Here is a 23697-nt window from a genome sequence, read left to right as displayed (position 1 = left end):
TCCTGTATGGCCTCCATGTGTCGTGTCATTAAAATTTGCAAGTTGGTTTCGGTCAAGATAATATAGACGATTAAACCGCGGAGTAGCACGTGAGTTTTTTTGGTAGTATAAAAAAAATAATTAAGCCTGCTGTCGATGTCCCAAAGTGGATAGGCTATCGACAATTGGTTAAAAGCAACCGCTTGTTTTTCGGATTTATTAAAAAATTCTTCATTCCCGATCAAGCTAAGACCGAGGAATCCTTTGAAGAAGCACTATTACGTCTTAAGCTGACTCCAGCTGATTTAATTCAACGTAGCAAAGAATTTACACGTTTGATGAAGGTATGGATTTTTCTTTTCTTTCTTAGCATTAGCTATGGCATTTATCTTTTTTATAATCATGCTTTGCGAGGGTTTTTTCCTTGTCTAGGCATTAGTATTATTATTTTAACGCAAATTTTTCGCTATCATTTTTGGCTTTTTCAAATTAAACAGCGTCGTTTAGGTTGTGGTTTTCGTGATTGGTTGGGCAGTCAATTTATTATTGGAAAGAAAAAATAATGAAAAGGTTTCTATTAAGTGGCTTTCTTTACTTGTTTCCATCCTTGTTATTAGCGGATACCTTAAGCTTAACACCACCCAGTACCGATTTATCCATGTCGTATTTAGCGACTATTTTCGGCGTAGTGGATGGCGTATTACATGGAACAGGAAGTCAGATTTTAGGAACAATGTTTGGCGCATTTAATTCCATTATACTAGTCATGGCTTCCATGATATTAAGCTATGTCTTATTTGTATCTATCTTAAATACCTCACATGAAGGCGAATTTCTAGGTAAGAAATGGTCTTCGATTTGGGTGCCAGTTAGAACGGTTATGGGAGTTGGTTTATTATTACCTAAGGCAACTGGTTACTCCTTTATACAAATCATGGTGATGTGGGTGGTAGTACAAGGAATAGGTGCGGCGGATGAAGTTTGGAATGTCGCCTTAAATTATATGAATCGTAATGGAACTATTGTCGAGCCTATCCAATCCTTAGCACCTAATCCAGATTCTGGTAAAGCAAATAATACTTTTCTTATCAATAATGCAGGAAGTATTTTGAAATTAGAAACCTGCATGCTAGCGGTACAAAATGCTTTAAAACGTCAAAATACATCGTTTGTTGAAGTACCTTCTCATTCAGCAGGAGTTACTCCTTCAACGTTGTCTGTTCCCGATTTTATGAGTTCTCTGTCTGTGACAGGTAAAGGTCCTGATGGATTAAACACCGGTTTACCGATAAATTACTCAAAAGACACAGGTGGTTTTATAACATTTCCTGGAAAAGAAGGTTTGATCAATACACCTTACAATAAATATATCGGTATGTGTGGAAATGTTTCTTGGAACTTTATTGGAAAAAGTGATAATGACCAAGTTTATAACCCAGCACAATTGACAGCGAATGATAGTGCCAGTATTGCAGCGAGACAAATGACGTTAGATTTAGGCGGATTAGCTAAATCAATTGCGAATGAATTAGTACCCCCCTCTGCAGGAAAACTGGTAATTCCAGTTCATTTGAAGCCAGAAGATAGTATTTTTAACCCGGATGCCTTGGTGGATACGGGGGATGATTATCTTGGTATTGTAAAACCCGCTTTGCGATCCTTAGATGACGAGGCTAATAAAAAATATAAGGAATTCATCAAGAAGGCTAAAGATACAGGTTGGATACTGGCAGGAAGTTACTACTATAACATGGCGCGTTTAAATCAAAGTATCAAAAATAATACAGGAATGCTGGCTATTAAGGATAAATTGATACCTCTGTTTAATCCGGCCTACGATAAAGGTAGTTTTAATGATATCGTTGACGATAATGTTAAAATTAATTTAAAAAATAATTTGCCGATTAATAATGGGGTTATCGACCAATATGTTACTGCCGAGATTGCCAGGGCAGGAATGAATAACAACCCAGGGCTTAATCCAGATCCTTCTTTCCCAGCTAATTCAGGAGAACAATTTGGAGGGACTATCGTATCTGGAATAATGCATATTATATTCCCGCGCGTATATGACTTCGAAAAAACGTTTGCAGATAATATAAATAAAAAAAATATGGATCCTATTTTTGCTTTAGTCTCAGTAGGAAATGGCCTAGTCACTATGGTTGAGCAAATATGGATATCTATTTTGGCCACTGTTGCAGTATTAGGGGGAGTAGGTGGTGTGGTTTCGTTTTTCTTCCCTGGGCCTGCAATTGTAGCGGGTTTGGTTGCTATGCTCATCGTATCGTTAATAATGCCATTAATTACTATTTGGATGGGAGTTAATTTGGTTCTGGGTTCGGTATTATCTTATTACGTACCGCTTATTCCATTTTTCCTATTTACGTTTGGTGCTATTACATGGTTTGCAGTCGTATTAGAGGCAATTTTAGCTGCACCATTAGTAGCATTAGGTATTACTCACCCTGAAGGGCATGACTTTTTAGGAAAGGCAGAGCAATCGGTTATGTTGCTGGCTAGCGTTTTCTTACGGCCCATGCTAATGATATTTGGTTTAATTTTCGGGATTATTTTATCCTATGTTGCGCTGTCAGTATTTAATCGTGGTTTTGCTATTGCAGTACAATTTTTAACGGAATATAACGGCGATATATTCAGTATTGTTTATCAGTTAGCGATGATGGCTATTTATACCGCCGCAATATTAGCTATTGTTAATCGTAGCTTTGCGATGATTTATGAGGTGCCAAATAAGGTACTGCGCTGGATCGGTGGCCCACAAGAAAGTGGTCATGAGGAATCCATGTTGCAGAGTATTCGCGGTCAACATGATCGTGATATAGGTCAAGTGGGTCAATTAGCACCTAACAATCAAACGATTAGTGAGACGGCTGCAGCGGGTTCACAGATGTCAAATGCTATGTTGCCAGGCAACCAAACCTCTGCTAGCAGCTCTGGTGGCACAGAGGGTGGCGATGGATCACCTCCTACTGGTGGAGGAGGATCAGGTGGTGGCGTACCTCCTGCTGGCGGTGGTGGTGGATCAGCCGCAGGTGGTAGTGGTGCTAGTAGCGCTGCGAGAACTGCAGCTGAGGTAGCCGTCTGATAGTTTTTATATTAAAAAAAGGTTTAATGATTCATGAAAGATGCTGAATTCAATTTTAATTTAGATGAGCTATTTACCCAGCTTGCTGAAATTACACAGAATTCAGAGATTAATCCACAAGCCTATGTGTATTTGTTGCTTTTATGGGGTTATTTTGAAGTTTCTGTGGAGGACGGAAGCCAAGGAGATAGTTCAGGAAGCGGAAGCGCAATATTATCCAGGCCAAATATTATCCAAATTGAACAAGGTTATCAAATTTTTGATTATGGCACACATCTGAAAACAGCTGCTGGAAAATATTATGGCAGTTACACAACGGGAAGATTACTGATAACTGTGAGGGCGATAATTAAGTTGTTGAGTGAACGCGGAGCTAAAAAGCTACAATTTGATGGATTGGACGCAGCCAAGCGCTTTGCTTGGCTCGAATGTGAAAGGTACAAAATAAAAGTAACTAATTTTACACCCGATAATAAAACCCAAATATTAAATAATCGCTTACCGCGTCTAGACAGTTTACGCAGCAGCATTCCTTACACATCAAGTAAATAAAATCCTGTTTTTTTATTTCACGCGAATAGCCAATCGATACATGTATTTTTTCATTTAGGCATAGTTTTTGAAAAGAAACTAGGGTCCTCTTGATCTTAAGTAGGGTATTACTTCCTCTTCCTCGGTCTCTGAATTATAACCAGAATCGCTTGAAGTAGGAGTTATTGATCCCGGTTTTTTATTCGTTAATAGTTGTCGATGGTGTTCAGACAAGTCTTCATTTCTTTTATCCATAATTGACTGTAATCTTTTTATACTGTCAACATCTAAAGGACCTACTTCTTGAGTAATTTTCCCCTTTTCATCAGAAGTTGCTGGAGAAGTTGCCTTAAATCTTATTTTGCTAAGATCGATTTGATGACCTTCTTGGATGAGTTCCTCTAAGGCTTTAACAATTCTATTTTTATTGTTATAGATACCCCTAAGCAAAAATAAAATGAGTAAATAAAGCAGTGCTAAAGCCGGTGTTCTATGTTGAATACCAATATCAGATATTTTCTTGAACATTGCATAATCTTCAGCATCAATGAGCCGAAGAACTATGTCGTTTTTTCCATTGGCTATATCAATCCGAATTTGTTTTTTGATATTTTCTATGTCAACCTTGCGGCCTATTTTTGATTCTGGTTTTGTTGGAACTTTTAATTCTTCAAGCGCTGGTAACGGCTCAACTGTAAAATTTATATTTTTTTGTTGTTTATTTCTGATTGATATATTATCTGAATGAAACTGAAGTTTGGCGAAAGTAGAGGGTAGTAAGGTTTTCCATTTCTCTAAATAATCGTTCAGCTGGTTATAATTTTTATTGAGATGTTCATTGAAAGCCGCTTTAATCTTATCCTTATCATCGGTAGTAAAAACGAGTCCATTTGTGTTTAATATACCTGTTAAATCTTTTAGCAAATTTTCTTTAGTTCGATTTAACTTAGCTTGTGCATTACTAAGTGCCGGATCTAATCTAAATGTTGTTAGAAATTCTTTTCTAGTTTCAGTAAATATTTTTTCATGAGTCTCTCTAGCCGCGTTAAATTTTTCTTGTACTGGGCTAATATCAGTTTGCTTTAATATCGCAAAGGTTTCTTTTCCTGCAGCAGAAAGTTGTTTCTGAAATTCCGGTCCAAAGGCTTCTAAAAACTCGTCTCCAGTAAATTGGGATAAGTCATTTGGTGATTTATTGTTAATAACCAAAGCAGATAAGATATTATTATATATAGTGTCTATGTTTTTCAACATGGTTTTATCCTCTTGACCGTATTATTTGGTGGCTAATTGATTCAGCTTTTAGTTTTTCGGATATATCTACCAGTTCATTGGCATGCAGAGTAAATTTTTCTTTAAATACTTCTTCTAGCTTAGCGTATTCTTCTTTCCCAGGTTCATTTTTAATATGACAAAGTATTCGTGTTCCGTTTAGAAGGTTACTATTATCGAGGAGTTTGTTATAGGTCTGAGAGAAAACATAAAGTATTTTCTGCATTTTGGGTGAACAATTGCCAAAGGTGAGTGTATAAGGAGTACTCACTTCACTTACTTTAAAGCTATTAACGAGATGCATCATTTGTGCAAAGCTGACTTCCTCTAGATAGCTATCTTTGTTTCTAAAAAATTTCTTAATTGTTTTATAGGCTAAGCATTGTTCATTACTGCGTGTGACAGCCCACTTACATTCGCTTCCATTGGTTAATGCTTGTGCAAATGTAACTGTTTGACCTATCGTAAGCGCGTTTTGTTTATAAAAAGCATTTTTGTCGATTCGGACCTCATAAGACGAAGGTTCCATTACTATTAGATCGGGTTTTGATGAGTTAGCAATGATACGACACTTATAAGGGAGATACACTCCTTTTGGCGTAACCATAGTTCTTTTTTCTTCGGGGTCGTTCTTTTTAAGCATCTGCATATTTTCAAGTTTAACTATTCTAGTATTTATTTCCTTCCTAAAATGATTATTCGATCGCAGCTTTTCTGTTAAAGCATAAAGCTGGTGAATTTCGTTTTTCCATTTTTTTCTTTCTTCAAGTGTTTTTTCGAGATCATGAAATTTATATAATATCTCCAATGCATTGGTAACGAGTAATGAGATAGCTTCTTTATTAGGTCCAAATTGATTTGCATGATGAGTCAGAATATCGTTAGTAATTTCTTTAGCGATATTATTGCTAATTAACATCCATTTGCTCACATCATTTTCTAATCGATGGTTTATCTGATCTAATAAGGCTGTAATTTGTTCATCGTTAAGGTTAGATCTTTCATTGTCGTCTTTAATTGGAAAAGTAAGAGGTAAAGAGTTATTTAGATTAGCTTTGAAAACCGCATAGTCATCAACTAAATGGGGATATTTTTTTAGTTGCGTTTCAATTTTCGAAATTATCTTATAAATCGTCGCTGGGATTTCTGCATTTATTTCGTATAATCTTTTTAATTCTTTAGTTAATTCAATAAGCGATTTTTGTGTAATGGCTTCATCTACTATGTGTGGTAGTGGAAATATGTTATTAAATTCATTATTCAAATTTTTTTGTTGCTTTTGATCGAGTTCTAAATTAATAGATTTGTTTGTTACTATTCGCAATGCTTTCTCTAACCAAGCTTTTGGAGATAAACTAATTATGTCATTATCAGATGGCATAGCTTGATTAGTCTCGACTAAAGCTTTTTTGCGAAGTATTAAGCGTAACTCCTTGAAGGTATCATCATCTATTTTACTTTCATAATCAGAAGGTAAATGAGGATACTTAACCCGTAAACCTGAGACAAATTCTTGTGCTGAATCGACATATTGTAGTTCTGATGGAAACATTAGTTTTTCATCTTCTGTCAGAAGATGGTCAATGGGTAGTTTCTGTGGATCATTAGCCGGTCGAATATGATTTGTGTTAATTTTTTCTAAAATAGGATCTAAATGAACATTAGGAAAATAATGATTAAAAGTTTGATCAATTTCTTGTGAAAGTTGTTCGTACAATTTTTGTCTGCTTGCTTCTAAAAGATTCAAATTATCAGCGGCACAAGTACTTTTTGTCTGTTCTATAATACCTTTTATACTGTTTGTTTCCAGTAGCTGGGTTACTAATTCCTTAGTAGCTTTTTTTATGGTTTCCGTATGTTCCGTAGGTAGTAGTAACCCATTTCTAAAAATTTTATCTTCTAATGTTTTTTTAGCAGCTTCTTTAAGATTAGCTTTTTCCGTCGTTTGCAAATTTTCAATGCAAAGAGTTATTAGAAGATCTCTGCCTATTTCGGCTATATGATCCTTGAAATTTTTTTGATTTACCCACAAAGTTAGAAAAATATATGAAGCTAAATTTTTTACCTCATCTAAATAAGTTGAAGCCATTAAACCATTAGTATGTATTTTAGTATGTATTTTTTCTATAGTTTTAGTGAGTAGCTGTGTTTTATTAGATAATGCAAAAATTAAGTTTTTAATTTCATCTGCTGAGATTTTCTGAAGTTTATCTTTAAAGTCAGATAATTCACTTCTATCGATAGTGTCATTGAATAAATTTTTGGCAGCCGTAGAAGCTATTTGTAAAAATTCTGTAATGAAAGCTTGACTAATTTCCGGGTGATTGTCTTCATTCAATGTACCGACTATCTCTTCCGCATGTTGTATCAGACTTTCAGCCTTATCACGATTTTTTCTTAGGATGTCGTTCAATAAATTTGCACAAGCTCCATTTATAAAAGAATCAGGAAAGATTAATGGAGCTAATACGCTATTTGCTTTTTCTTGAGTTAATAAATCAGCATGCCCAGTTTGAGTATGTAATTCAGTAAGTACGGCTCTTATTTCAGCTTTAGTATCGTCATTCTTAAGTAACCTATTAATGGTATGATTAGCTAAAGTTTTACGATTTAATTCTTCACTCTCTAACTTTAATAAATTATTAAATAAATCGGAATTACTATTTAATAGGTCGTGATCCTGAAAAACCTGCGCATATTCATCATTAAGGTATTTTAGTAGTTCTACTTTAAGCTTTTCTTGAAACTCCTCATTTGAGATTATGTTTTCTATGGGGGTTTCTTGTGTTAAAGGTATGAGCGTAGCACCATTTATAGAATTTATTATCGGTGCTATAGACGCTTCTTCAATGTGTTCAACACTTTTAAAGTTTATCAAATCTTCGCTTGAAGAATGATTTTTGACAAGTATCGTACCTTGTTTATTCCTGAACTGCTTCAAATCAGGTGAACTATGTGATCGATTTAGACTCGAATTGGACGAATGAGTGGATGTTCTGAATGAATTCGGCTCAATAAATGAATTCAGCTCAATAAAAGCTTCATCTTCGCTTTCATCTGAAAAGTTGTTAAAGAATTTATTTATATTTTCATTAGAAATTTTAGAGGTCGGAGAATTCGAAGAATCAGAAGGGTGTCTTGATGAACTCTCTGAGCTAGCGCTATTTTTTTTACTCAAATTAGTATGATGGGCTCGATTAAGATAGTCTTCATGTATAATTTGGTGTTCTAAATCGATTAGATCGGTTTCGTTTTCTGGCATACTCCACTCTCCATGTTTTATGTTTTTTACTAGAATTTCTTTTAATTGTTTTTCTTCATTTTCAAATTCAATTTTATTTGATTTATTATTTTTTACAGATAACGCCCCTTCACTAAGATTAGCATAATTTGTTTGTAAATAACTGTCATCCTTTTGACTAGATTGGAGTTTAATTTTTTTTGAGTTATTTGTTTCACTATGGCCCTCTTTTCGTGCTACTTGGTTTTTTTCTAAAAGTTGATTATCAGTAAAGGTACTGTTTATAAAGAAATCATCATAGAAGAAGGATTCATCGTCTTCGTTTTCATGATGATCTTGCTTGAATGTTTCAATAACATGCTTCTCAAGCTTTTTTATTTGATACTTAAGCTTTTTTATTACATCTTCTGATTTTTGAAGTTCTTTTTGTAAGACGGTTATTGCTTTTTCTTTAATAGCGGTAAGCTGTTGTTCTTTTGCTGTAAATTGGTTTAAGGTATTTAAGTTTGAAATAATTTGCTGCGCTAACAAGTTAAGTTTTTCAATGATTAAATCGTTATTAGAAATACCATCTTTTTTATCGTCATCAAACACTATTTTTAGATAGTGCTGCATAGGTGATGATAATTGTTTTTTCACTTCCTCTGACATGGTTGATTCAGTGAAATTTTCTTTTTCTTCTCTTATCTTTTGCGTTGGATTTGATTTTTCTAAATAATTTTGTATTACTTGGACGAATTCATTGACTGCCAGATGAAGTTCTTTTGATTGTTGATCTAACTCTTCTCTTTCTGGGGGATCGGATAGTGGCATTTTTTATTCCTTGTATTGAATTATTATTCTTATTGTTAACAAAGATTTTTTACTTATTTAATTCTACGTGATGAACATTAAGAAACTCTTAAGGTTTTCTTAATGAAAGGTTACGACAGCTTAATATTAAAAAGCGAAGACAATTAATTTAGTTCTATAAGCCAAAGAAATGGGAGAAAAGCTAGAAGTTTGAATTATTTAAAAAAATTATTTCATCGGTAAATTATAAAATTGAGCGATAATTTTCCAGGCTTGTTCGGCACTTTCAACATAGTGAAATAATTTTAGATCTTTGGCATCGATCATTCCTTCGCTAAGCAAAAATTTAAAATCGATTAATTTTGACCAATATTTTTTGCCAAATAATAGTAAAGGAATAGGTTTGATTTTTTTGGTTTGTAACAGTGTTAAAGCTTCGAACAGTTCATCTAAGGTGCCGTAGCCTCCGGGAAAGCAGACTAAGGCTCTGGCACGGATCAAAAAATGCATTTTTCGGATGGCAAAATAATGGAATTGAAAACAGAGTTCTGGTGAAATATAAGGATTATGGGTTTGCTCGTGGGGTAACACGATATTTAAACCGATACTTTTTGCTTTGACATCCTGTGCACCACGGTTGGCTGCTTCCATGATACCGGGACCACCGCCGGTGACAATGACAAAATGGCGACGTCGATTTTTTTGGCAGCGTTCAGAGACTATTTGGCTAAAACGTTGTGCTTCTTGGTAATATTTACCCTTTTCGAGTTGATTTTTAAGCAATTTCTCTGTTCTTCTGGTCGCTATACGAGTGGGGTATTGCTTTAATTTTTGTTGTACTTGCTTTAATTGTTGCTTGGTTACTTCAGGATCGACCACTCGCGCGCTACCAAATACGACAATGGTGGACTCTATTTTTAATTTTTGTTGGGAAAGCTCCGGTTTCAATAACTCCAATTGTAAACGTACTGAGCGGAGTGACTTATGCAGCAAAAAATCATGATCTAAAAAAGCCAGCTCATAGGCAGGCCAGGCTACTTTTTGCCGACTACGCTTTTTAACTTCAACTTTTGCTGATGAAAAGGGTTTGGAATCTGCAGCATCCATTTACATTAACCTATTAGGTATAAATGTTAAGTATATCAGCGCTAATCCAGTGTGCCTAATGCAAATAATGATAACAATGTTATGTGAAACGATATGCATAAAGAGAGTATTGGGGTGAGAGCATCGTGAGCAGTAGATATATCCGATAGAGCGCTGGATGAATTAGCTAAAAAAATGACTTAACTTAGCTATTAATCTGTTGATAGAGTTCGATTAGCTCTTGTGTTGAAGAGTCAAAACGTTCAGTGAGTTGTTGGTTGCTAGGGTTATTTAAACTTTGATAAATCTTTTTATTTAATTGTTTGCCGAATTCAACACCCCATTGATCAAAGGGATTAATCTGCCAGATGACACTTTGCACGAATACTTTATGTTCGTAAAGCGCGATCAGTAATCCTAAACTAAAAGGATTAAGTTCATTCAACGCCAACATATTATTAGCATGATTTCCAGGCAGATTTTTGTAACTAATATTGCTGTAGTAACCTTCCATAAAAGCTTTACTTTGACTTAAAGCACTGGCGATGACGTGTTGATGATGCTGAATATTAAGTTTGGGATCACGTAGAGTGCAAATAAAATCAGCTGAAAAATGCGCAGTCCCTTGATGAAACAATTGATTAAAAGCATGTTGAGCATTTAAACCAATGTCTCCAAAAATAATCGGACAGGTGGCATAATTTACCGGCTCACCATTGATACGTGTGGATTTACCATTACTTTCCATCTCTAATTGTTGTAAATAAGCAGGAAAATATTTTAATCCACTATCGTAAGGTAATATTGCATGAGCTGAAGATTGAAAAAAATTGACTTGCCAGATACTTAATAAACCTAATAAAACCGGTATATTGGATAGCCAGGGTTGACGGAAAAAATGTTGATCCATCGCATGACCTCCATTGAGCAGTTCGCGGAAATTTGGCATGCCGATGGCTAAGGCAATCGATAACCCAACAGCCGACCATAATGAATAGCGGCCACCAACCCAATCCCAAAGTGGAAATACATGATCAGGATCGATACCAAAAGTGATAGCTTTTTCGATTTGACAAGTGACGGCTAAAAAATGTTGTTTAATCGATGCGAAAGTAAACTTTTCTTGAAATAACTTTACTAGCGTGGTTGCATTTAAAAGAGTTTCACAGGTGCTAAAAGATTTGCTGGTAATAATAAATAAACTAGTTTCGAAGTTTATTTTTTTTAATAAATTTGATAATGTGCGTTCATCGATTTGAGAAATAAAATGAAAACGTAGCGAGTTTTGTTGCAAGGGTTTCAGTGCCTGGAAGGCCATTAAGGGTCCTAAATCTGAGCCGCCTATTCCTAAATTGACGATATCGGTTATTTTTTTTCCGCTAAAGCCATGCCATTGGTGCTGATGAATTTGGTCTACGACGCGTTGCATTTTGTTTAAGGTGGCGTGAATTTGGACTAAAATATCTTCACCATTCACAATTAATCCTTTTTTTCTTGGGTCCCGTAATGCAGTATGTAAGGCTGGAAGTTGTTGTGTCGTATTGACGCAGGCTCCGGAAAATAAATTATTAATATGTTGTTTCAGATGGGCATTATTTGCCAATTGAACTAACAGAGTCAGTGTTTTTTCAACTATAGGATTTTTTGAATAATCAAAATATAAGTTTTTTTCTGTTAGGCTAAATTTTTTAACGCGTAATGGATCATTTAAAAATAATTCTGCGAGCGGTGTTTTTTTTATTTGTAAAAAATGTTGTTTTAAGTTTTTCCAGCTATCCGACTGAGTCAATCCGGATTCGATTCCATTCATATTGTTCTTCCTCGTCTGGGACGTTTGGCTCCTCGGGGTGCTTGAGTTGCGGCTTGTATTAATTGTTTTCTGGTGTCATCATCCGCTTCTAAAAAACGTGTCCACCAATGGGCTATTTCGACATCAATTTCCTTCATTTTGGCACGCAACAATAAAAAATCATAAGCGGCACGAAAGCGTGGATGGTTCATTAAACGGTGCAGCATAAAAGGGCGGCGTTGTAATAATCGATGTTGTAAATCCCAAATTTCTCGAATGGTGGTACTATAACGACGTGGGATGGTAATCAGTTTTTGCTGTTTACTCAGTGCGTAGCTTACTGCATGCTGATAGGCAATAAATGTTGGTGTATGTTGTGCAATAAGTTGTTGAGCTTTGGTTTGTACGGTGGGCCATAAAAACACAGCAAATAAAAATGCCGGTGAAACGGTTTTCCCTTGTTGGATACGTTTATCGGTATTTTTACAGGCCAGTTCTAGAAGTCTGTCGGTGGTGTCGTCAAACTCATCTTGCTCGGGTCGAGGAAATAATTCATTGATTAAGTGATATTGTTGAAGTAATTGATAGTTTTTTAAAGCTTGGCCATGATGAAAAAGTTTAAGGACTTCTTCAAATAAACGGGCTGGGGGTACATGCCGAAGTAGAGGAGCCAGTTCTTGTATCGGTTCTGCTGTGGCTGCATCTAATTGGAAATCTAATTTCCCAGCAAAGCGAATAGCCCGTAATAGCCGAACGGGATCTTCTTGATAACGCAGCCGGGGTTCGCCAATAATGCGTACTATTTTATTTTGTATATCGGCGAGTCCACCACAGTAATCGACTAAAGAAAAATCAGCGATGTTGTAGTAGAGGGCATTCATAGTAAAATCTCGCCGCCAAACATCTTCTTCGATAGTTCCGTAGACATTATCGCGTAATAACATGCCATGCGTTGCAATCTTACGATGTTTAAAGGATTTTTTTTTGCTTTGGGCTCGAAAGGTGCTGACTTCAAGGATTTCTCGGCCAAAGCGTATATGCGCGAGACGAAAACGTCTGCCAATCAATAAGCAATTGCGAAAAAGTTTTTTGATATTTTCAGGACTGGCATTGGTGACAATGTCAAAGTCCTTAGGTTTTTGATTCAGTAAAATATCACGTAAACATCCACCCACTAAATAGGCACTGTATTTATGTTGATTGAGTCGGTATAGAACCTTTAGCGCATTATGACTAATATCCTTGCGGGAAATAGTATGTTCAGCCCTAGGAATAATTTTGGCCGGTGGATGAGCTATTTTTTTTGGGAATAACCGATGAAAAAACTGCTTAATAATGATGATCTTCCTCTTAATGTGTTGTTAAAGGGTTATTTTAGGTCACTGGATTTGGGTAGGAGATTTTTTGTTCAAAGGATTATACTAAGAACGGACTTCCCCTAGGCATGCATCTTATCAAGATTATCTCATAGTCGCTTAAATTGCTTATGCTAGCATAACGCAGGCTTTTTGTACCTCAAGCAAACCGATACGCTATCTCGAGGAGAGCATGGCCATGTTTACCAGACAAGAAACTTATCTGATCTCACTAGCAAAGGGTTAAGGAAATTTTTTAGAAGCCAACAAGGGTCATTTAAGTCGACGCTTTATAAACTAACACGATCAATAAATCTTCTTTATGTAGAATAATATTTTTACTGGGATTAATTTTTCTTACCCCTTTGCGTTCCATACCTAACACTATTCCGTCGATATGATTTTTTTGCATGGCTTCAGCAATGCTAAGGCCGATGAAAGGATGAGTTTTATCGAGTAAAAAAGTTTTTAACTCAAGGTAATTGTATAGTTCTAGTTCTTCTTGATAGGTAGTAATTTGTAATAACTGACTAAACGTATCGATTTGTTCGTCACTACCTAAAATAAACAGCTTATCATAAAGCCTGATTTTTTCATGGTGTGCTGGAGTAAGGATAATTTTAGGGCCACGATAAAGCGCAATGACATGTATGCCAAATTGCTGAGCAAGATTCAATTCTTGTAAAGTTTTATTGATAAAATAATAATTATTCTGAATGTTAGTGCCTTTTAAATTAATACCCCAAGCAGTTAATTCATCTTTAGAAGTTTCTTGAATGCTGGGTGTTTTGATATTGGCTAGAAATCTTTTTTCTAGCCAAGGATAAAATTTTTGCAGTGGTTTATGCAATAAACTAAATAAAGTAAACGCAATAATGATTAGCAGTAAAATAATAGACCAAGTATGAAAATAGGTAATTGCCAAAGTGGTAATGACAGTTAAAGTAAAGATCCATCCTAAGGCGATGATAGGTTTAATTGCAGTATGACGTCGATGCGGGAATGCGCGATAGGCAAAGATCATGCCCCAGATAAACGGTGAAGCTAATAATAAGGCGACGAGACAACTTAACGTATTGACCCAGTAGGTTTTTATAATCCATTCGCTGATTTTTGGAAATATCCATTTTTCACTCAAGCTAAAAATGATCGCTACCATGACACTATTAATCAATAAACGCGTGATATATTGGCTATACATAACACGTTTTTTCTTCAGTCTTAGGTAGCGATGAATGAGTATGGTGTAATGGCTTAATAGTTCTTTTGCGTGCATAGGAAGATTTTTTTCTAAAAGTTTACTTAGAGGAGCCGAAGACATGATGAGATAGGGTGTCGTAAAGGTCGTAACAGCCGATACGGCAATGATAATCGGGAAGAGAGCCGGGCGGGTTACCTGTAATGTCAGTCCTAATCCGGCGATAATAAAAGAAAACTCACCAATTTGCGCCATACTAAAACCTGTGCGTACCGAAGTGGTTAAACTTTGTCCTGCCGCTAAAGCACCGGTGCCAGTAGCAAAAATTTTAGCAATAATAGTGATGATGGAAATTAGTACGACTATCCAAATATTTTGCATGATGATACTCGGATCGATAAGCATTCCCACCGAAATGAAAAATACTGCCGCAAAAATATCACGGATAGGTCGCATATATTGTTCAATAAACTGAATTAAATCTGTTTCAGCTAAAATAGAACCCATAATAAAGGCACCTAAAGCGGTGGAATAACCAAAGTAGGCAGCAATACAAACTAATATTAAACATAAAGCGACGGAGACGATAGTTAAGGTTTCTTGATTGGCAACATCGACTAATTTTCGAATCAAAGTGGGAATTAAAAAGTAACCGATCAAAAACCAACTACCGACAACTATAAAAAGCTTAATTGCTGAGTCTGCGAGTGTGGCAGAAATAATTGCGTGTGTACCGACTACAATAGAGAGCCCGGCAAGCAATAAAATGGCTAACAGGTCCTCAACTATCAACACGCCAAATACCAATTCAGCAAAGTGTTTGTTTTTTAAACCCAATTCTTCCATGGCTTTGATGATGATAGTGGTGGATGAGATGGAAAGTGCGGCACCTAAAAAAATACAATCGTAAATAGACCAACCTAAAATTTTGCCTAATAAAAAACCAATCAATAAAACTATCAGTACTTCAAATAAACCAGTAATGATAGCCGGTGTTCCGACTCGTTTAAGTTTATGAAAACTAAAATCTAAACCCAATGAAAACATCAAAAAGATAACACCTAATTCAGATAGCGTGTGCAAACTGGGCACATCGGTAACCAGGTCATAGGGAGGAACATGAGGGCCGACAATAATGCCGGATAATAGATAGCCCAATACGACGGGTTGTCTTATTTTTTGAAATAAAAGCGTGACTAAACTAGCTACGCCTAGTATGACAGCAAGATCTTTAATAAGTGGAGCAAGGGGTTGCATAGATCTATTGTTAGTCGTCTTTTCAGATATATCAAGTTTACATTGAAAAAATAAGCTTGAAAGCTTCCAGTTTCTTTACAAAATCTATATTGCTAAAAACAATAGATTAAGTTATAAATTTTATAGATAAGGGTAATGGTAAAGTTCTTTAAATGATTGGCTTAATCTTATCGATGCTTATTTTTATTTTTGTCGAGAAATGTTTGAATCAACAATAAAAACAAGAGGTTTAAAATACTATGACAACATCACTATCCCTAATTGGGTATGCATCCGGTATGGCCGCGAATGACGTAGGTTGTGCAGAAGGTCCGTTACAACTGCAAAATCATGCCTTAGAGCAACAACTATCCGAACAACATTTACCAAGTCATTGGCAAGCTATGTTAGTGCCGCGGAGTGGCAATAAAAACAGTAGATTGCAGCGCGTAGTAGAGCTCAATACCGAATTATCTACCATAACTTTTGATTTAACCCAACAAAATAAACGTTTTGTTGTATTTGGGGGCGACCATTCCTGTGCGATAGGAACTTGGAGTGGCGTGGTAGCTGCACTGGAAAAACAACAACAAAGCAATTTGGGATTGATTTGGATTGATGCGCATATGGATAGTCATACCTTTGAAACGACTTCCACAGGTAACATTCATGGTATGCCACTAGCAGTTCTACTGGGTTATGGTGACACATCGCTAACACACATCTCAATACCTTATCCTAAAATAGATCCGAAACATTTGGTTTTAATCGGTATTCGTAGCTTTGAAGCGGAAGAAGAGAAATTATTAGAGCGTTTAGGTGTACGCATTTATAACATGGAAGTGATTGAGAAACGGGGGTTGGAGACGGTATTTGCCGAAGCGATAGCCTATGTTAAAAAAAATTGTTTAAGATTTGGTGTTAGTTTGGATTTAGATGGGATTGATCCTTTCGATGCGCCCGGTGTGGGCGTGCCAGAAGCTAACGGTATTTCAGGAAAGAATTTATGTCAAGCACTGACTCAATTACGCCAAGAATCATTACTTATTGGAGTTGAAGTAGTTGAGTACAACCCTTATCATGATCAGAATCACAAAACGGAAAGATTAATTAAAGAAATATTGCTGAGTATTTTTGGAGTTTAAACTAAATGAGTAAGCAACCCGTTTTAGCCGATCAACAGCCAACCTTTGCTAATGATCTAAGGCTTAATAATCCTATCGAGCTTGAGCAACGTTATGGCGCGGCCAATTATGACCCTTTACCCGTGGTGCTGAGTCATGGTTTAGGTGCTGAACTTTGGGATATTTCTGGTAAACGTTATATCGATATGATGAGTGCTTATTCAGCAGTGAGCCATGGGCATAGTCATCCTCGTTTAGTGAGTGTTTTAACGCAGCAGGCACAACGCTTAGCCATTTGTTCTCGCGCTTTTTATAGTGATAGGCTGGGAGCTTTTTTAAAGCGTATCTGCGATTTAACTCAAATGGAGTGTGCTTTACCCATGAACACGGGTGTTGAAGCGGTAGAAACCGCGATCAAAGCCGCTAGAAAATGGGCTTATACTATAAAAAAAGTATCAGAAAACCAAGCTGAAATTATTGTTTGCCGAGGTAACTTTCATGGCCGTACGACGACAGTGGTAGGCATGTCATCAAAGCCTCAGTATCAATTCGGTTTTGGTCCGTTTGCGCCAGGATTCAAAACCATAGAATATGGTGACGCAGCTGCTTTGTCGGCTGCAATTACCCCAAATACGGCTGCTTTTTTAGTCGAGCCTATCCAAGGTGAGCGAGGTATTGTTGTGCCTCCCCAAGGATATTTACAAGCTATTGAAAAAATTTGTCGGAAAAATAATGTTTTGCTTATTTTGGATGAAATACAAACCGGTTTAGGGAGAACCGGTCGATTTTTGGCCTATGAACATGAAAACGTTAAACCCGATGGTTTAATTCTAGGTAAAGCATTAGGCGGTGGTTTGTTGCCAGTTTCATTGTTTTTAAGTCGTCGTGATATCATGCATGTTTTTACACCGGGTGATCATGGCAGCACTTTTGGTGGTAATCCTTTAGCGGCAACAGTCGCATTAGAAGCTTTAAACATACTATTTGATGAAAGCCTAATCCAACGTTCAGCAGAGTTAGGGGATTATTTATATCAAAACCTATTGAAAATATCATCACCGTTAATCAAAGAAATTCGTGGTAAAGGTTTATTCATAGGTGTCGAACTGGATGGACGCTATGCAAAAGGGCGTGATATTGTTTTACAGTTATTAGAGCAAGGTTTATTAAGCTATGAAACCCACGATACCGTTATTCGCTTAGCGCCGCCTTTAGTCATTAGCAAACAACAGTTAGATAAAGCGCTAAGCATATTAAAAAAAGTATTGTTAGCGAATACTGTTCAGCAAAATTAAAAGCATATTAATCAAAGATACTCACAGCAATTAGATTTTTGGCAAGTGCCGCGTCCATGCAAGAATCTGGTTTATACAATAACCATGAGGATTGTGACTTGAGCGCGAACGCAGAAAAAATTCAAGTGCGAAGAGCACTGAGGTAGGTTCCTAAGCCGGTTAAAAACATCTGTACGGCAATAGTGGTTAATATCATTCCCATTAAACGTTCTAATGCAGCAATTACTTTGATACCCAATAATTTTTGTAAAGGTACAGCAATTAAAAGTAATAGTGTCGCTATCAATGAAGCGGCCGCTAAGGCCGCAAACCATTCGCCCATTTGATGAGGTGCTTGACTGGCGAACAAGATGACGGTAGTCATGGCAGAAGGCCCAGCGAGCAGCGGAATGGCCATAGGAACAATAAAAGGTTCTCCTTGAGTTTGATCAGCTAATTTATTTTGGCTCATAGGGAACAACATTTTAATGGCAATAAGAAATAAAATAATTCCGCCCGCAATCCCTAATGCTTCTTCACTAATATGTAAGCTATCTAAAATTGGTTTTCCACAAAATAAAAAAAGTGTCAGGATAGCAAATGCAATTAAACTTTCACGCAAAATAATTTTAGTGCGTCGGTTGGGATCAACTTGTTTGAGTAATGATAAGAAAACTGGAATATTTCCCAGCGGATCCATGACTAAAAAAAGTGTCACCGTAGCAGAATAAATGTTCATTTGAAAATGCATGATAAATAGATACTCACAGCAATTGGATTTTTGAGAAGATGCCGCAACCATGCAGCAATTTATGTGTATACAATATTATACCTGAGAATTCTGAGTTGAATGGTGCACAGAAAAAAATCAAGTGTGAAGAGTATACAAAAAAATATTTATGTATTGTAATGAGAATAGTGGTTGACATCCAGCCTTGACTTTCGCAAAATAGCCCCTCAATTTTGAGGAGGGGTTCCCGAGTGGCCAAAGGGAGCAGACTGTAAATCTGCCGGCTCAGCCTTCGAAGGTTCGAATCCTTCCCCCTCCACCAGTTAATTTTTAGATATTAAATTTGCGGGTGTAGTTCAACGGTTAGAATTCCAGCCTTCCAAGCTGGCTATGTGGGTTCGATTCCCATCACCCGCTCCAGAAAGCAATGCAGCATGAGTGCCAACAGATAAAAATTCAAGTGTGAAAGAGTATAATGCGTGCAGGCCCACATGGCTCAGTGGTAGAGCACTTCCTTGGTAAGGAAGAGGTCACCGGTTCGATCCCGGTTGTGGGCTCCATGATGGTTTAGATTTTTTTATAGTAAATTAATTACAGAAGCATAGAATCGAGTATTTTGTTTGATTTCTAGGCGATTGTTTTTGAGAAGCGGAGTGTACACGCAGTACATGAGCATCGGAAAAGACAATTCAACAACGAAGTCAAACAAAAGACGAAGATTTGTTAAGATGAGTAGAATTAGGCCAGTAGCTCAATAGGCAGAGCGGCGGTCTCCAAAACCGCAGGTTGGGGGTTCGATTCCCTCCTGGCCTGCCATAAACCTAGGTTTGCTAAGGTTTAACTAGTGTATTTGACGTCGAGGGGTGCATAAACTGGGCGTGAGAACAAAATCAAATGACTCAGTTTTGTAGAAAATATAGAAATAGGTGAAATGAAGAACGCAAAGGTTGAAAGCAAGGTAACTAGAAGAGAGTGGATACTCTGGATAATAATGGGAATTATTATCCTATTAGCTGTTTATGCCAATAATTATTTTTCTCATCAGGCCATTGCTATTCGCTTGATAGGGTGGATAATAGCTGCTCTTATACTGACATCATTATTTTTTTATACCGCACTAGGGCGGCGATTTTGGGCGTTTGCGCAAGCTTCACGTGCTGAGTTACGCAAAGTAGTTTGGCCAACACGAGAAGAAACGGTCCGTACTACTTTGATCGTTATGGCGATGGTTATAGTAGCGGGTTTGTTTTTATGGGGCATAGATACACTCTTATTATGGGCAGTTTCTTTTTTAACAGCGTAAATGAAGAGGATAGTTAACGAATATGGCAGAAAAAAAATCAGAACTTCATTCCGGTGTTTCAGAACAATCATCGAACGATCCTGTTTCAACTAATGAAAAGTCATCTGCAACAGAACAAAAGACTCTACATGGATCTATGCAATGGTATGTCGTCCAAGCACGTTCAGGTTATGAACGCAAGGTTTTAGATGCGTTAAATGAACGAATTAAGCAACAAGGTTTGGCTGGTAAATTTGGTCAAATTATTGTTCCGACGGAAGAAGTCGTCGAAATACGCCAAGGCCGTAAGCGTAAAACGGCACGTAAGTTTTACCCAGGCTACGTTTTAGTTGAAATGGATATGGACGAAGATAGCTGGTATCTGGTTCAGAAAACACCGGGTGTAATTAAATTTATTGGTGGAACAAGTGATAAACCAGTGCCTCTAAGCAGTCGAGAAGTTGATAAGATTTTACAGCGTATGCAGGAAGGTGTAGACAAACCCCGGCCTAAAGTCTTATTTGAAGTAGGTGAAGTGGTGCGTGTTGTGGATGGACCTTTCGCTGACTTTAATGGTGAGGTCGAAGAAGTAAATTATGAGAAAAACCGCATGCGTGTTTCAGTCATTATTTTTGGCCGTTCCACGCCGGTTGAATTAGAGTTTGGTCAAGTTAAAAAAGCTTGATACATTGTAGAGCCCTTTACTAAAAGTAAAGAAAGAAAAATTAAATCATATGGACTGATGTTAAAAAAAGAGGATTTTGGATGGAGAGCGAGGCGTTAGCTTTTCTAGGAACGGAGTTGACCATTGATGTCAATGAGTATCACAGATAAAGCTAGCAACAAAGCACCGCCAAAAAAGCGATATTTAACGTCAATCCATCAATGGGAAGCTTAGTCATAGCTAAGCGTTAGAACCCGGAGGTAAAAAATGGCAAAGAAAATACAAGCTTATGTGAGGTTACAGGTAAAAGCCGGCGAGGCTAATCCTGCGCCACCTATTGGTCCTGCTTTGGGACAACAAGGGGTGAATATTATGGAATTCTGTAAGGCCTTTAATGCGCGTACCCAAAGTGTAGAAAAAGGGATGCCGATGCCGGTAGTGATTACGGTGCACACGGATCGTAGCTTTACCTTTATTATAAAAACCCCTCCTGCTTCCTATTTAATAATGAAGGCAGCGGGCATCAGCAAAGGGAGTAGTATTCCCAATAAAAATAAAGTCGGTAAAATTACTCGTAAACAACTCGCTGAGATTGCAACGGTTAAAATGCCTGATCTAACCGCAGGTGATTTAGCAGGTGCTATGCGTACAATAGCTGGCACAGCGCGTAATATGGGCATTGAAGTTGAAGGGGAAGTATAAAATGGCTAAATTAAGTAAACGTTTTCGTTTGATTAAAGAAAAGCTGCTACCTGGGAAGGTATATACAGTGGTAGAAGCCGTCACCTTACTTAAAGAATTTCCAGTTAAGTTCAATCAAAGTGTTGATGTCAGCATCAATCTAGGTGTTGATCCACGTAAATCGGATCAGACCGTTCGTGGTGCGGTTGTATTGCCACACGGAATAGGTAAAACGTTGCGTGTTGCTGTGTTTGCCCAGGCAGCCAATGCCGAAGCAGCGAAGGCAGCAGGCGCTGATATCGTCGGTTTTGAGGATTTAGCTGAAACCATTAAAGCCGGTAACTTAGACTTTGATGTGCTTATTGCAACACCGGATGCTATGCGCTTAGTGGGTCAACTTGGCCAGATATTAGGACCTAGAGGCTTGATGCCTAATCCTAAATTAGGCACAGTAACGATGGATGTCAATACAGCAGTCGCCAACGCAAAATCGGGTCAAGTGCGTTATCGTGCTGATAAAGGCGGAATAATTCACTGTACGATTGGTAAGTTAAGTTTTGAGCCTCAGCAATTATTGCAGAATTTAGAGGTACTGGTAGGGGCGGTTAAAAAAGCCAAACCTGCTACTGCTAAAGGGATTTATCTAAAGAAGTTAAGTCTATCTAGTACCATGGGGCCTGGTTTATTAATTAATTTAGCATCGCTAGAAGCAAGTTAATGAGGCACGTTGCTCTATTTGTGTAGATACGGAATAACCTAAATAAGTGGTTTATATCTTGACTATTTAGCGTATTTAGGATAGAAGAGCTACCCCCGCTTGATATAAGTAGCGGGAATGAATTCGCAGTTAAAGGGCTTTCCCTCTAACTGTCGGAGACCGTAGGCGCATCATCATTAACCAAAGATAGATTTATTTCTTCTTATTAATTTGATGCTTAATTTTTTTACCTACGCAGACGGTGAACCTTTATGGCCACCGAGCCTTCAACCATCACCCAGTAATACTCGATGGTTGAAATAATATATGAGGAGAAAACCAACGTGACATTAAGACTTGAAGATAAACAGGCCATTGTTGCGGAAGTTGGAGAGGTTGCAAAAAATGCGTTATCAGCAGTCACTGCTGAATATCGTGGTTTAAGCGTCGGGGAAATGAGTCAATTACGATTGCAAGCGCGCAGCTCTGGAGTGTATTTACGTGTCGTGCGTAATACCTTGGCGCGACGTGCTTTAGAGGGTACAGGCTTTGCGTGTTTACAAGATACGCTGGTAGGGCCTTTGCTTTTAGCATTTTCCCAACAAGAGCCCGGTGCGGCAGCGCGGCTTATTCGAGCATTTATCAAGCAAAATAAAAAATTGATCGTTAAGGCAGTCGCCTTCGATGGTCAATTATTAGCGGTGAATGAGCTCGAAAAACTCGCGAACCTTCCAACCCGTGACGAAGCCATTGCGACATTGATGGCAGTTATGAAAGCACCAATGACTAAGTTAGTGCGTACACTCGCTGAGCCACAGGCTAAATTAGTACGTACGTTGGCTGCTATACGTGACAAGCAGCAAGCCGCCGCGTAATGGTGTTTTAATTAAAGTTATTTTTTTGGAGTGATTAATATGAATGCTAAAGCAAAAGAAAATGTATTAGATGCAATTTCTAACATGAGCGTCATGGAAGTTGTTGATCTGATTAAGAATATGGAAGAAAAATTTGGTGTTTCTGCAGCCGCAGCGACAGTCGCCGTATCAGCAACACCAGGTGCCGCTGCCGCAGTGGTTGAAGAAAAAACCGAATTCAATGTGGAATTGAAAGAAGTGGGTGCTAATAAAATTAATGTGATTAAAACAGTGCGCGAAGCGACGGGTCTTGGCTTAAAAGAAGCTAAAGATTTAGTTGAATCAGCACCTAAAGCGGTCATTAAAGAAGGTTTATCGAAAGCAGATGCTGAAGCGCTTATTGCTAAGCTTAAAGAAGCAGGTGCTACAGGCGAAATGAAATAAGTCTTATAACAGTAAAGAATGCTCAGATTTATACTGGGCATTCTTTGTGTTATGAAACTAGTTTTTAAGTACGCTGTCGGTTTAATTTTTGAATACACAGCACAATTTATAAAATTCAGGTTTAAAACGATGTTAATCGTAAGGACGTAGGCTAAAAAGGGACTTAGAACGAGATTGAAGTTTTATGCTCACAGCAATGGGGTTTTTGGCAAGGCGCCTCGAAAACGAAGCAGTCGGAATGTATTGTGGTATACATGAGGATTGCGAGTTGAGCGGCAACGCAGAAAAAAATTCAAGTGCGAAGAGTAGTTAAAAAATAGGCTTTAAAGCGTTACTGATAGCCAACACTAACATAAGCC

Annotated in this window: 18 protein-coding genes and 4 tRNA genes; 15 read left to right on the top strand and 7 right to left on the bottom strand. The window is 37.4% G+C overall.

Annotation, left to right across the window (positions count from 1 at the left end; genetic code table 11):
- Positions 1–89 precede the first annotated feature (89 nt).
- The 3 genes from icmV to ACICP9_RS04930 are packed head-to-tail and all read left to right on the top strand — an operon-like array spanning position 90 to position 3640.
- A complete protein-coding gene (gene icmV / locus ACICP9_RS04940; RefSeq protein WP_071662597.1) occupies positions 90–542 on the top strand; it encodes a type IVB secretion system protein IcmV in 453 nt (150 codons plus the stop codon).
- Positions 542–3088: a type IVB secretion system protein DotA gene (dotA, locus tag ACICP9_RS04935; RefSeq protein WP_395497238.1), complete on the top strand. Its 2547-nt coding sequence runs from the start codon at positions 542–544 to the stop codon at positions 3086–3088. The genes icmV and dotA overlap by 1 nt, the downstream gene beginning before the upstream one ends.
- A gap of 33 nt (positions 3089–3121) precedes the next feature.
- Positions 3122–3640: a hypothetical protein gene (locus ACICP9_RS04930; protein WP_395497236.1), complete on the top strand. Its 519-nt coding sequence runs from the start codon at positions 3122–3124 to the stop codon at positions 3638–3640.
- A 78-nt stretch (positions 3641–3718) separates the two neighbouring features.
- Here ACICP9_RS04930 and ACICP9_RS04925 read toward each other — a convergent pair whose 3' ends face one another.
- From ACICP9_RS04925 to ACICP9_RS04900, 6 genes are all read right to left on the bottom strand, one after another.
- Positions 3719–4873, bottom strand: a complete 1155-nt coding sequence (locus ACICP9_RS04925; protein WP_395497234.1) for a hypothetical protein — start codon at positions 4871–4873, stop codon at positions 3719–3721.
- A 4-nt stretch (positions 4874–4877) separates the two neighbouring features.
- Positions 4878–8771 (bottom strand): hypothetical protein, encoded by a 3894-nt coding sequence (locus ACICP9_RS04920; protein ID WP_395497232.1) that lies wholly within the window; start codon positions 8769–8771, stop codon positions 4878–4880.
- Positions 8772–9152: 381 nt separating this feature from the next.
- A complete protein-coding gene (locus tag ACICP9_RS04915; RefSeq protein WP_071662592.1) occupies positions 9153–10031 on the bottom strand; it encodes a TIGR00730 family Rossman fold protein in 879 nt (292 codons plus the stop codon).
- A 184-nt stretch (positions 10032–10215) separates the two neighbouring features.
- The gene (gene pgi, locus ACICP9_RS04910; protein ID WP_395497230.1) at positions 10216–11820 is read right to left on the bottom strand and encodes a glucose-6-phosphate isomerase; all 1605 of its coding nucleotides are present in this window, start codon (positions 11818–11820) and stop codon (positions 10216–10218) included.
- Positions 11817–13037, bottom strand: coding sequence for a polynucleotide adenylyltransferase PcnB (pcnB, locus tag ACICP9_RS04905; RefSeq protein WP_395498929.1), 1221 nt, complete (start codon positions 13035–13037; stop codon positions 11817–11819). The genes pgi and pcnB overlap by 4 nt, the downstream gene beginning before the upstream one ends.
- Positions 13038–13431: 394 nt before the next feature.
- Positions 13432–15609, bottom strand: a complete 2178-nt coding sequence (locus tag ACICP9_RS04900) for a cation:proton antiporter (RefSeq protein WP_071662589.1) — start codon at positions 15607–15609, stop codon at positions 13432–13434.
- Positions 15610–15848: 239 nt separating this feature from the next.
- Between ACICP9_RS04900 and ACICP9_RS04895 the strand changes: the two genes are divergently transcribed.
- Both ACICP9_RS04895 and rocD read left to right on the top strand, forming a co-directional pair.
- Positions 15849–16733 carry an arginase gene (locus ACICP9_RS04895; protein WP_395497227.1) on the top strand — a complete coding sequence of 295 codons (885 nt, stop codon included), beginning with the start codon at positions 15849–15851 and terminating at the stop codon, positions 16731–16733.
- Positions 16734–16738: 5 nt separating this feature from the next.
- A complete protein-coding gene (rocD, locus tag ACICP9_RS04890; RefSeq protein ID WP_071662587.1) occupies positions 16739–18007 on the top strand; it encodes an ornithine--oxo-acid transaminase in 1269 nt (422 codons plus the stop codon).
- A gap of 121 nt (positions 18008–18128) precedes the next feature.
- On the opposite strand, the gene ACICP9_RS04885 is transcribed toward rocD, so the two are convergent.
- A complete protein-coding gene (locus ACICP9_RS04885; RefSeq protein ID WP_071663005.1) occupies positions 18129–18725 on the bottom strand; it encodes a MarC family protein in 597 nt (198 codons plus the stop codon).
- Between the two features lie 228 nt (positions 18726–18953).
- Between ACICP9_RS04885 and ACICP9_RS04880 the strand changes: the two genes are divergently transcribed.
- From ACICP9_RS04880 to rplL, 10 genes are all read left to right on the top strand, one after another.
- A tRNA-Tyr gene (locus ACICP9_RS04880) sits at positions 18954–19038 on the top strand.
- A 23-nt stretch (positions 19039–19061) separates the two neighbouring features.
- Positions 19062–19136, top strand: a tRNA-Gly gene (locus tag ACICP9_RS04875).
- Positions 19137–19201: 65 nt separating this feature from the next.
- Positions 19202–19276 (top strand) — tRNA-Thr (locus ACICP9_RS04870).
- A 180-nt stretch (positions 19277–19456) separates the two neighbouring features.
- Positions 19457–19532: transfer RNA gene (locus ACICP9_RS04865), tRNA-Trp, on the top strand.
- Between the two features lie 115 nt (positions 19533–19647).
- Positions 19648–20019 (top strand): preprotein translocase subunit SecE, encoded by a 372-nt coding sequence (gene secE / locus ACICP9_RS04860; protein ID WP_071662586.1) that lies wholly within the window; start codon positions 19648–19650, stop codon positions 20017–20019.
- A gap of 136 nt (positions 20020–20155) precedes the next feature.
- Entirely contained in the window at positions 20156–20683 is a 528-nt protein-coding gene (nusG, locus tag ACICP9_RS04855; RefSeq protein WP_071663004.1) for a transcription termination/antitermination protein NusG, read from the top strand.
- A 246-nt stretch (positions 20684–20929) separates the two neighbouring features.
- Positions 20930–21364 (top strand): 50S ribosomal protein L11, encoded by a 435-nt coding sequence (rplK, locus tag ACICP9_RS04850; protein WP_071662585.1) that lies wholly within the window; start codon positions 20930–20932, stop codon positions 21362–21364.
- 1 nt (position 21365) lies between these two features.
- Complete coding sequence (gene rplA / locus ACICP9_RS04845) at positions 21366–22061, top strand: 50S ribosomal protein L1 (protein ID WP_071662584.1); 696 nt, start codon at positions 21366–21368, stop codon at positions 22059–22061.
- 323 nt (positions 22062–22384) lie between these two features.
- Positions 22385–22915: a 50S ribosomal protein L10 gene (gene rplJ, locus ACICP9_RS04840; RefSeq protein ID WP_395497224.1), complete on the top strand. Its 531-nt coding sequence runs from the start codon at positions 22385–22387 to the stop codon at positions 22913–22915.
- A 39-nt stretch (positions 22916–22954) separates the two neighbouring features.
- Positions 22955–23338: a 50S ribosomal protein L7/L12 gene (gene rplL / locus ACICP9_RS04835; RefSeq protein WP_395497222.1), complete on the top strand. Its 384-nt coding sequence runs from the start codon at positions 22955–22957 to the stop codon at positions 23336–23338.
- The last annotated feature ends 359 nt before the right edge of the window (positions 23339–23697 follow it).

This window comes from Rickettsiella endosymbiont of Litargus connexus, assembly GCF_964277335.1.
Lineage (GTDB): Bacteria > Pseudomonadota > Gammaproteobacteria > Diplorickettsiales > Diplorickettsiaceae > Aquirickettsiella > Aquirickettsiella isopodorum.
Note: the sequence above shows the minus strand (reverse complement) of the source record. Positions and strands in the feature narration are given on the sequence as shown.

Excerpts from the sequence above, each read along its gene's own strand:
- secE (WP_071662586.1), top strand. The coding sequence starts at position 19,648 with ATGAAGAACGCAAAGGTTGAAAGCAAGGTAACTAGAAGAGAGTGGATA.
- rplA (WP_071662584.1), top strand. The coding sequence starts at position 21,366 with ATGGCTAAATTAAGTAAACGTTTTCGTTTGATTAAAGAAAAGCTGCTA.
- rocD (WP_071662587.1), top strand. The coding sequence starts at position 16,739 with ATGAGTAAGCAACCCGTTTTAGCCGATCAACAGCCAACCTTTGCTAAT.
- rplK (WP_071662585.1), top strand. The coding sequence starts at position 20,930 with ATGGCAAAGAAAATACAAGCTTATGTGAGGTTACAGGTAAAAGCCGGC.
- ACICP9_RS04915 (WP_071662592.1), bottom strand. The coding sequence starts at position 10,031 with ATGGATGCTGCAGATTCCAAACCCTTTTCATCAGCAAAAGTTGAAGTT.
- nusG (WP_071663004.1), top strand. The coding sequence starts at position 20,156 with ATGCAATGGTATGTCGTCCAAGCACGTTCAGGTTATGAACGCAAGGTT.
- ACICP9_RS04925 (WP_395497234.1), bottom strand. The coding sequence starts at position 4,873 with ATGTTGAAAAACATAGACACTATATATAATAATATCTTATCTGCTTTG.
- dotA (WP_395497238.1), top strand. The coding sequence starts at position 542 with ATGAAAAGGTTTCTATTAAGTGGCTTTCTTTACTTGTTTCCATCCTTG.
- ACICP9_RS04895 (WP_395497227.1), top strand. The coding sequence starts at position 15,849 with ATGACAACATCACTATCCCTAATTGGGTATGCATCCGGTATGGCCGCG.
- pgi (WP_395497230.1), bottom strand. The coding sequence starts at position 11,820 with ATGAATGGAATCGAATCCGGATTGACTCAGTCGGATAGCTGGAAAAAC.
- ACICP9_RS04930 (WP_395497236.1), top strand. The coding sequence starts at position 3,122 with ATGAAAGATGCTGAATTCAATTTTAATTTAGATGAGCTATTTACCCAG.
- ACICP9_RS04885 (WP_071663005.1), bottom strand. The coding sequence starts at position 18,725 with ATGAACATTTATTCTGCTACGGTGACACTTTTTTTAGTCATGGATCCG.
- rplL (WP_395497222.1), top strand. The coding sequence starts at position 22,955 with ATGAATGCTAAAGCAAAAGAAAATGTATTAGATGCAATTTCTAACATG.
- ACICP9_RS04900 (WP_071662589.1), bottom strand. The coding sequence starts at position 15,609 with ATGCAACCCCTTGCTCCACTTATTAAAGATCTTGCTGTCATACTAGGC.